Consider the following 9,872-nt stretch of genomic DNA (forward strand, 5'->3'; position numbering starts at 1 on the left):
AATTATCCCGAAACTTGAGTTGAAATCCCCATATCTTCCACTCTGCGGGCAATTTTCTTTAGCTCAACCAAAGGTATTTTAACCAAGCCATCAACTGGTGTATTCCTTTCAATCGTATATATCATAACACTTTTTGGTGATGCTTTTTTTACCAGTTTAAGCCATGAATCGATATCAGCATCAGTGGTGTTGTCTATTTGGTTGCCTTTATACGTGCCCCTAACAAACATAGTTTGAATGATCAGTTGTCCATTGAATTTCATCAGGTTGTCAATCAATTCGTTTAACGAAAATCCGGGGTTGGGCTGATCCAATACCTGAATAGTTTCCTCCAGCCCGGAATCAAGCTTGAGTATATTATCGTCAACTTTTATTAGCGCATCATAAACACTGGTTTTATGAATTAATGTAGCATTGGATAAAACGGCAATTCTGGCTTCAGGAAAATAAGCATTGCGTAGTACAATGGTGTCATTAATAATACCTTCAAAATCCTTGTGAATGGTTGGTTCACCGTTTCCTGCAAATGTAATTACATGGGGAGCCTGCCCTTTGCTTTGCATTTGTTTCAGTACTGTTTCAAGCTCGGTTTTTACCTGTAAGCGCGATGGCATTTGGGTTGTCGCCGATGCATTGTCACCGTTAAAACCACACTCGCAATAAATGCAGTCGAAAGTGCAAATTTTTTTATTTACCGGGAGTAGGTTAATACCTAACGAAATGCCGAGTCGTCGGCTTTGAACAGGGCCGAATATTATTTTATCGAAAAGAAATGTTCCCATTTAATTGTTTTGTTTTAGGTTACAAATGTACTTGAAAAAAGAATAAAAATCAGAGTAACACATCGCATAATTGGGTCGATGGATTCTAACGTTGCCAATAAAAACCGGTTCACAGTAATTGTTTTAAGTTCTGCACGGATTTAATTGACCAGCTATTCCTGTTTTGATGACATTTATGTTTTGAGGGCAATTTACCTGAAACCATCATTCAGGGAGAAAACTATTTGGTGGTTGCGTTCTTAGTTCTTTGAGGCTTCGCTTCAATTCTTTTCCCGAAATTGTTATCTTTGGCAGATTGCAAAATTAACGCAGAATATTCATGTTGTTTAAACAAGTGGTAGGTCAGGAGGATATTAAATCCAGGTTAGTGCGCATGGTTAATGATAACCGTGTTAGTCATGCATTGCTTTTTACCGGGCCGGAAGGAAATGGAAAGCTCGCTATGGCCATAGCCTTTGCGCAATATCTAAATTGTTTAAATCCAAATGAGAGCGACTCGTGCGGCGAATGTACTTCCTGTAAGAAGTACGCCAAGTTAGTACATCCCGATTTGCATTTTGTATTTCCCGTTATCAAAAGCAATACAACAAGCAGTCCGGTTAGCGATAACTTTATTTCGGAGTGGCGGGCTTTGGTCAACGAAACGCCGTACTTTAGTCTGACAACATGGCTGGGGCAAATACGTAAAGAAGGAGACAATAAACAGGGAGCTATCTTTACATCGGAGAGTTCGGAGATTATAAAAAAACTGAGCCTTAAAACTTTTGAAGGTAAGCATAAGGTGATGATCATATGGATGCCCGAGAAGATGAACGAGTCAACGGCCAATAAATTACTCAAGATTCTAGAGGAGCCTTCGCAAAGCACAGTGTTTATCCTAGTGTCAAATAATCCTGACGAAATGATATCTACCATTTTGTCTCGTACCCAGCAGTTAAAAATACCGGCCTATTCGCAAAAGGAAATCGAAGGACATCTTATTGAACGATTCAACATAAGCCGGGATGAAGCCGAGGGAGCCGCTAAAGTGGCCAACGGTAATCTGATTTTTGGGGAGGAGCAGGTGAGGATGAGTGAAGAGAACGAGTTCTTCTTTGATCGGTTTATTCAGATGATGCGACATAGCTATGCTCGAAAAGTGGGTGATTTATTAAAGTGGGTCGAAGAAATGAGCCGTCACCCAAGAGAAATGCAGCGTAATTTTTTAAATTACGCCATTAATATGATTCGCGAAAATTATATCATGAACTTTAAACAGGGCGATATTGTTTATCTCACGCCAAAGCAAATGGAGTGGTCAAAAAAGTTTTCGCCTTTCATCAACGATAAAAATGCGATGACCATAGCCGGGGATTTTGCCTTGGCCGATTCGCACATCGGACAAAACGGAAACAGCAAAGTCGTGTTGTTCGATTTAGGATTGAAACTGATTATTTCTATAAAAGAAGGAAATTAGGTGATGTTCTATTTTTGAGCATGCAAAGCAAAGAGTACCAAAGGGATTCGTCGTAACAGATGATGAACTTTCCGGTAATTAATATATATTCAAGGCTTAGGCCTTATAAAAAGTAAATAATGGAAGAAGTACAGTCAAAGTGCAGTAGTTGCTCTGACCGGTGCGGCAAACTCGATGTGTTTGATTGGTTGGCCGATATACCCGAAAGTTGCAACGTTTCAGATATAGTTGAAATTCAATTTAAGAATACCCGAAAAAGTTACTTTAAAAATACCAACGGACTGCGATTGGCCAAAGGCGATGTAGTTGCGGTAGAAGCATCGCCGGGTCACGATATTGGAACAGTTTCCTGTACAGGTGAAATTGCCGTGATGCAGATGAAGAAGAATCGTTTGAACATTAAGGATTACGATTTTAAGCGTGTATACCGACATGCAAAACCCATTGATTTTGAGAAATGGGAAGAGGCCAAAAAGCTGGAGCATGAAACCATGATCGAAAGCCGCAGGATTTCTTTGGATCTGAATCTGAATATGAAAATTGGTGATGTTGAATATCAGGGCGACAAAACTAAAGCGATATTTTATTATATAGCCGACGAACGGGTAGATTTCCGTCAGTTAATCAAGGTGCTGGCCGATAGGTTTAAGGTGAGGATTGAGATGAGGCAAATTGGCGCACGTCAGGAAGCCGGAAGGATAGGCGGTATCGGGCCTTGCGGCCGTGAGCTTTGTTGTTCTTCGTGGATTACCAACTTTGTCTCCGTAACAACAAATGCAGCTCGTTATCAGGAGATTTCTCTAAACCCGCAGAAATTGGCAGGCCAATGCGGTAAGCTAAAGTGCTGCTTGAACTTTGAGTTGGATGCCTATATCGATGCACAGAAAGATTTCCCGAAAACAAATGTGCCACTTGAAACACAGGATAATACTTACTACCATTTTAAAACGGATATATTTAAGCGGGCTATGACCTATTCCACCGATAAACATATCCCGGCAAATTTAGTAGAATTGTCTGTGGATCGGGTTAAAGAGGTGATTCGACTAAACCGTAGTGGTAAAAAAGCAGCCGTGTTGGTAGATGAAAAAGCGGTTGCCAAACATGAAGCCGTAGCACTGGATTATCAGAATGTGGTTGGGGAGGATAGTATATCGCGTTTCGATGATCCCAAAAAACAAAGCGGAAACAGAAACCGGAAAAAAAGAAGAAGAAAACCAACAAACAGAGGTAATTCGGGAGGTAATGCTAAAAAATAGAGTTTTTGTAATCGTTTGTGTTTTCGTCTTGGCTGTTGTTCTGGTTGCCTGCGGTCCCAATGTGGTTTACAAAGGTGCTGTGGAGGTGCCTCAAAATGGCTGGCATAAAGATACAGTAGCCGTTTTCAGGAGTGAGGTGGCAAACCTGGAAGAGACCTGCCACCTACTATTGGAGGTTGAAAATACAGATACATACAGTTATAATAATATTTGGTTTTTTGTGGATGCCGTTTCTCCCGGAGGTTACGTGCAACGCGATACTTTAGATTGCAGATTGGCAAATGATACCGGAGACTGGTTCGGTAAGAGCAATTGGGGAAGTGATGCTTTCAAAAGTGTACACCCCTATAAACTAAATATTCGATTTCCTGAAAAAGGTACATACAAATATTATGTGGTTCAGGGAATGCGGGACACGTTGCTGACGGGTATTACTAGTGTTGGAATTAAAATAATAGAAGCGAATTAAAGTCGGCAGTCAACAGTTGGCATTCCTCGGTCCTTTGGCTGAATGATAGCGAACTGCTGACCGTGAGCTGCTGACAGTAGAATAAATAACAGTGGGTAAAAATAAGTTATATAAGTTTGCCAAATTGGAGACTTATCATCATGTTTTTCAGGCTTCGTTTGATGAGCCTACCAGAGAAGACTTCCACATGAAAGGCAAGTGGAAGCAAGAATTCTTCAAGAATGAGAATCCATTGGTTTTGGAGTTAGGTTGCGGTAAAGGTGAATATACCGTTGGGCTGGGAGAATTGTATCCCGAAAAGAATTTCATAGGTATGGATATTAAAGGGGCCAGGATCTATACGGGTGCCACCCAGGCTTTGCAAAAGGAAATGAACAACGTAGCCTTTATTCGTGCAAAGATTGAATTAATAACATCTTTTTTTGCAGAAGGGGAAGTAGATGAGGTTTGGATTACTTTTCCCGATCCTCAAATGAAAAAAACCAGAAAACGGTTAACATCAACCCGTTTCCTCGATTTTTATCGCAAAATATTAAAGCCGGACGGAATTCTGCATTTAAAAACGGACAGTAACTTTTTATATACCTATACCGATGCAGTGGTTAAGGAAAACAAACTACCCACGGCAATAAATACATTCGATTTATACAATAGCCAAGTGGTAGATAAGGTTTTAGCTATTAAAACATATTACGAATCACAATTCTACGAACAAGGCATTCCAATCAAATATATCAAATTCACCATTCCTCAAGATGTTGAATTGATAGAACCGGATATTGAAATTGAGTTTGATGAATACCGAAGTTATAATCGGGGTGCTAAAATGCCGGAAAATACTAGATCATAATTGTTGATTTAATTATATTTTCATGGAAGCGGATTTTTATCAACAGGTATTTCAAGTGGTTAAGCTTATCCCACATGGTAGGGTAACTTCGTATGGAGCGATTGCCAGGTATCTGGGTACAGCCCGTGCCAGCAGAATAGTGGGGTGGGCTTTAAATAATTGCGGTTCGAGTGGTGAGTATATTCCCGCGCATCGGGTTTTAAACAGAAACGGTATGTTAACGGGTAAAGCTGCTTTTCGCGGGGATAATGTCATGCAGGAACTTTTGGAAAGCGAAGGTATAATAGTAGTTGACGATAAAGTCAAAGATTTTAAAAAGCACTTTTGGGATCCGATGGAGCTGGATAAGGAATTATAGCCATCAGCCAATTGGCGTTGCTACAAAAAAGTAAACAATTTATCTAAGACTGATAGAAAAATGCTTTTCTATGGACCACAAGTTCTATATAACCTGCGTTTTATGGGACTTTAATTTATATCGGATATTTAAGCTTTGACTGACAAAAACACCCAATTTGACTAAAATCTTATCTTTTGCTTGTTTTCCTATTGGGCGTTTGTTTTCGTTAATTAACGAATTCGTTAAATCGTTAATTCTTTATATGCATTTACCTCTATGTTGACTTATTTAGTAAGTAAGTCTCGACCTTTCTTATTTCAATTAACGCTGTTCAAAATTTCTTTTACCTAACCGAAAGCCTCTGGTGGCTTAGGTAACGCTGTTCAAAATTTCCGATTAGTAAATATTCTCTTTTACTGTAACTAAGTCTTGACCCTCATGGTTCTGCGATTGCTGAGACTTTTTACCTTAGGTCTTTGTTAAACTCAATTAGAGCTTTTTCAATCAAGTCTTCAAAAGCTTTATTAACGTTAGTACCAGTATAAACCGCTTTGGGTTCATAAAACTCAGTTAAATTGTAGCTCCTTGTAATCTCAGATGACGATATGTTAATAGATAAATAAACTGCCATTTCAGTGCCCCAAGTTCTTGCAGCAATCTCCGAGTAAAAGTCTCTAACTGTGATTGTGATATCTAGGTTAGTCGTCTTTGAAAACTTTTGAATCAACAACTCATCTAAATATGCTTTTAAAGGTTTCTTCACTACCAAATCACCAACTTTTTTCCCTGTTGGATATAAGGTTCCTAAACTAGTATTGAGGTGATCTTTGATAAATATTTGAGTGATTCTAAATTTAGCGTTTGGTACATTGATACCGTCTCTAATCTTAAACCGCATCTGATACTTCTTTCGTCTCGGAACTGATTCAATTTCTTGTAGAGATACTTGACTCCCTAGTTTGTTACCATAAAAATTTCGATAGAATGAACTGAGTACTAAATGGGTAAGAAACCTGGGGCTGTGGATAGAATCTTGAGGAATCTTCTCGAATAAAGAAGGCCCTCCAAGAACTCCCCACTTTCTTCGAATATATCTACCTACTTCAAATTCGTGTTGTTCAATGAACTCACTTTCACTAACAGGGTTCAGCTCTTCAAATTGTTTTTGAAAATAAACGCTATCTAGGTCATTAATGGCTTGTTCCATAGAGTTTGGTCCTAATGCGTCTGATCCCCATATGATTATTACAACCTGTGAATAACAATAATTTGTTATAGTTAGGCTTAAGAATATAAAAAGTATCTTCAGAGTATTCATGCATGAATTTTAATCTGATTTATAATTTCTATTATATTTCCACACGATATTTCATGTATAAAGTCTATTTATCATTAGATTATAAACGTCTGACACTATAAAAATAACTAATAGTTCTTTCAATCCGTCAAGATAATTTAGTTATCTCTCATATGCGTTTTGTGGAACTAAGGTGAATATTTACTTGATCTGATATTCAATAGTTCCATCTATTTTTTTTGCAATGCTTTCCATATGAATCCAAGCATTTTTAAACAAAGAACCTTTCATTCCTCTATTAGTAACTTTGCTCCATGAGTCGTCGGAAATACCTCCAAGCGATATGGTGCCAATTGTACAAAGTCCTGTAATCTTTATTATTGTTGTGGAATCTTTCTGTCTGATGGAGCACATGAGTTTTATCTGCCCCCCGTTGATGCTATGAGGTTTTGTTTGTATTATACCAGCATCTTTTTCTAGCAACTGAAACTCATAACCTTCGTCAACTAGAAAAGGTAGTGTTGACTTATATAAATCAAGATGGGATTTATCTGTTTTTACAATAATTCCATTTGCTTTTTTAGGTGCATCCTGGGAAAATAAAAGTTTCGGAGTGAATAATACTGTAAAAACAAGGATAGTTAGTATTTGCTTCATGTTTAAAGGTTTTAATTGATTAAAGATAAAAATATATTTGAACCAACTCGAAGTATAGTTATGGAATGTTTTTGAGTTAAAATCATTCCCTGAATTTTAAATATGAACTATAAAAAAGCAAAAGCCACATCTTTTAGCGACATGGCTTTTGTATATTATTCATTTATAACTGAATAATTATTCATTAAATCAATTTACAGGTAAAGCCTAATATATCCCCTTTTAAAATTTGGAAATAATTCTTTAAACGTTGTTATGGAAATGAAATCCTTATCCGATTTTATATGATTACTAAGATAAGTACACTTATTATTCAAGTCCGATGCATCATCTATATCTGAAATTAGTAAAAGATGTCCTCCTTCTAAATTTATTTCAACACCGGGAAGAACTGTTATATCTAATTCTTCTTTTATTAAGAAAAATTGCTCTAGGCAAATACGTTATGATTTGTAATGGCAATACAATCAAGCGATAGTTTTTGTACATACTCTTTAAGCTTAAGTATATCAAATTCAAAATAAGAATCACTAATTGTCGAAACAGTATGTATGTGTAAATCTATTTTTTTCATTGATTAGTTTTTAATATTACCTCTTTATTCATTATTACCTCTATTGCATTAAGTAAATGACTTCTGCTTTTGTTAAGCAACTTTAGATAACACATTCTTTTTCCCACCTACTCGACCTCGTTCTCTAGTCTCTTGCCCAACGTTTTCTTCTATTGATTCCATTTCAAATTCTGCTTTACACATTTTGCTTTTTGGCTATTCGATTTGTTTTTCAAACTCCTCAATAGCCAGGTGCATCTTAGAAAAAGGGAAATACTCTCCAACACCCCCTTTGTTATATTTCTTTAATCCTTTAGAAGCATTGCCAATAGCATTATTCAAACCTTCTTCATTAATAAGCTGTTTGAACCACTTATCTTTTTTAAGAAATGTTTTCTTCTTTGAATAATCTACTATATGTGTCTTTAGATCTTTAACAACTTCATCGCAGTTAACAAACTCCTTTGTTGTGTAATTGAAGTGTAATAAAAACCAGTATTCTATACTTGGCATACTATCACAGATGAGCACTTCTTCAACATCTTTATACTTAGACACAAACCTTTCGAATTCTACCTTTTTACCTTGATTGACTATGGTGTCATAATCTGTAAGGAAAGTAATGTGGTCGCAACCTCCGGAAAGGAGTTCATCTATTATCCCTTCAGCATTTTCTATTCCAATATCTGCAAACAACGAAGGTCGAATGCTAAAGCGATACCCTTTATGTTTTTTTAAATGACTTAAATACCACTGCTCCGTTATGCCCTCTCCAAGAACGGCATATTTTAAATTAAAACGTCTCTCTCTTCTAATCCTTCCCATAGTATTATAATTCAGGTACTCCTCCAAACTTGCCTATTTTGTAGGCGTTGAAATAGGATAGCTCTTTTCTAAAATTGAAATCTGACAATGAGAACAGATCCGATGACCCATTTTCTAGTTTCTCAGTAAACCAGATAGCATCCTTTCTTAATATGTCTTTTTCGTTTAGGAGCGACATGTTATGTGTTGTAAATAATAATTGAGCTTTACCTGATCGGTTTAAAAACTCTTTCAAGAAATGTATTACTAACAATGGATGCAAAGCCGAGCCGATTTCATCTATCGGCATAAAAGCATTATTTTCGATAGTATGGTAAAATGGAGCAGAAAGACCATAATACCTTAGAGTACCTTTTGATTGTCTTGAATCTGGTAGGGAATAATACTCTTCCTTTTCTCCTCTTACTACCCTATGTGTAAACAAGGTCTCGTCATAATGAATAGCTTTTTCCTTGCGGATCTTAGCCTTTTCTTCTTCTGAAAATGGGGCATTATCTAATGCTTCTAAAATAATATCGGGTACCTTTCTTAATCTATCCTTAAAAAATACATCAGTAATATTAAAGTCTGCTTCTTTTAAAAACTTTAATGTATGAGCTTTAACATTTTCATCATTCTTAACTGCATCATCAGAAAAGTCAGTTAAGTCTGTATATGGATTGATAGAATCCAGATATTGATTTTCAAGCCAATCATTAACCAGTTCTAATTCAGGAATAGAAATATTAACTTGTCGGTAAGCAGCAATAGCTGAGCTGTTTTTTAATGTTTTAAGCTGAATAGCCTCTACTGCTTGTTCCGATATTTTAATCTTAGATCCAAATTCTATTACCGATATCTTCTTTTCTTCATCGTAGATTCTGTTGAAAAGAATAGCAGGTTGTGTACCTGGGTAAAAAGATAGTTTCTCCTCAAGAACAACACTTTCATTTATAAGTAATTGATATTTGTGTTTTATGTCGTTGGCATAAAAAACCAATTCAAATTCTCCAGGTTCATTTCTGGTTTCATCAAACATAAAGGGAACAAAAGGTGTTCCTGAGCTTTTCTCTTCCTTGATGCTATGGGTAAAATCATTAAGAAACTGAAAAGCATTAATCAAATTACTTTTCCCGGAAGCATTTGCCCCATATATCATTGCCATTTTCAAAAGGCGTGTTCCATCTGCCTGTTCTGCTACGTAATAATCTTCAAGAGTTTTATCTGCTGTAGCCTCAAAACTGAATAGAACCTCGTCTTTAAACGATAGGAAATTCTTTATTCTTAGCTCTTGTATCATCTCTTTTTGTGTTTATTGCATTTTACTTACAAATATCAAAAAAAGAAAAATAGAAAACAAGTGTATTGTACAATAATGTAATATTATTGCATTATTAATAAAAAC

General features: G+C 36.5%; 11 protein-coding genes. 5 read left to right on the top strand and 6 right to left on the bottom strand.

Annotation, left to right across the window (positions count from 1 at the left end; all coding sequences use genetic code 11):
- Positions 1–2 precede the first annotated feature (2 nt).
- Positions 3–782: a radical SAM protein gene (locus ACT29I_RS17270; protein WP_444794011.1), complete on the bottom strand. Its 780-nt coding sequence runs from the start codon at positions 780–782 to the stop codon at positions 3–5.
- Positions 783–1,101: 319 nt separating this feature from the next.
- Between ACT29I_RS17270 and ACT29I_RS17275 the strand changes: the two genes are divergently transcribed.
- From ACT29I_RS17275 to ACT29I_RS17295, 5 genes are all read left to right on the top strand, one after another.
- Entirely contained in the window at positions 1,102–2,238 is a 1,137-nt protein-coding gene (locus tag ACT29I_RS17275; RefSeq protein WP_444794012.1) for a DNA polymerase III subunit, read from the top strand.
- A gap of 119 nt (positions 2,239–2,357) precedes the next feature.
- A complete protein-coding gene (locus tag ACT29I_RS17280; RefSeq protein WP_444794013.1) occupies positions 2,358–3,497 on the top strand; it encodes a PSP1 domain-containing protein in 1,140 nt (379 codons plus the stop codon).
- Positions 3,484–3,966 carry a gliding motility lipoprotein GldH gene (locus ACT29I_RS17285; protein WP_444794014.1) on the top strand — a complete coding sequence of 161 codons (483 nt, stop codon included), beginning with the start codon at positions 3,484–3,486 and terminating at the stop codon, positions 3,964–3,966. The genes ACT29I_RS17280 and ACT29I_RS17285 overlap by 14 nt, the downstream gene beginning before the upstream one ends.
- Positions 3,967–4,057: 91 nt before the next feature.
- The gene (gene trmB, locus ACT29I_RS17290; RefSeq protein WP_430934028.1) at positions 4,058–4,816 is read left to right on the top strand and encodes a tRNA (guanosine(46)-N7)-methyltransferase TrmB; all 759 of its coding nucleotides are present in this window, start codon (positions 4,058–4,060) and stop codon (positions 4,814–4,816) included.
- A gap of 22 nt (positions 4,817–4,838) precedes the next feature.
- Positions 4,839–5,174 carry an MGMT family protein gene (locus ACT29I_RS17295; protein ID WP_430934027.1) on the top strand — a complete coding sequence of 112 codons (336 nt, stop codon included), beginning with the start codon at positions 4,839–4,841 and terminating at the stop codon, positions 5,172–5,174.
- 445 nt (positions 5,175–5,619) lie between these two features.
- Here the strand turns inward: ACT29I_RS17295 and ACT29I_RS17300 are convergent, their stop codons facing one another.
- From ACT29I_RS17300 to ACT29I_RS17320, 5 genes are all read right to left on the bottom strand, one after another.
- Positions 5,620–6,363, bottom strand: a complete 744-nt coding sequence (locus ACT29I_RS17300) for a DUF6794 domain-containing protein (protein ID WP_430934026.1) — start codon at positions 6,361–6,363, stop codon at positions 5,620–5,622.
- Positions 6,364–6,654: 291 nt separating this feature from the next.
- Entirely contained in the window at positions 6,655–7,110 is a 456-nt protein-coding gene (locus tag ACT29I_RS17305; protein ID WP_430934025.1) for a hypothetical protein, read from the bottom strand.
- A 430-nt stretch (positions 7,111–7,540) separates the two neighbouring features.
- Positions 7,541–7,684 carry a hypothetical protein gene (locus ACT29I_RS17310; RefSeq protein ID WP_430934024.1) on the bottom strand — a complete coding sequence of 48 codons (144 nt, stop codon included), beginning with the start codon at positions 7,682–7,684 and terminating at the stop codon, positions 7,541–7,543.
- A gap of 195 nt (positions 7,685–7,879) precedes the next feature.
- Positions 7,880–8,488, bottom strand: a complete 609-nt coding sequence (locus tag ACT29I_RS17315) for an RloB domain-containing protein (RefSeq protein WP_430934022.1) — start codon at positions 8,486–8,488, stop codon at positions 7,880–7,882.
- A gap of 4 nt (positions 8,489–8,492) precedes the next feature.
- Positions 8,493–9,767, bottom strand: coding sequence for an AAA family ATPase (locus tag ACT29I_RS17320; protein ID WP_430934021.1), 1,275 nt, complete (start codon positions 9,765–9,767; stop codon positions 8,493–8,495).
- Between the last annotated feature and the right edge of the window lie 105 nt (positions 9,768–9,872).

This window comes from Saccharicrinis sp. GN24d3 (assembly GCF_052400645.1).
Lineage (GTDB): Bacteria > Bacteroidota > Bacteroidia > Bacteroidales > Marinilabiliaceae > Saccharicrinis.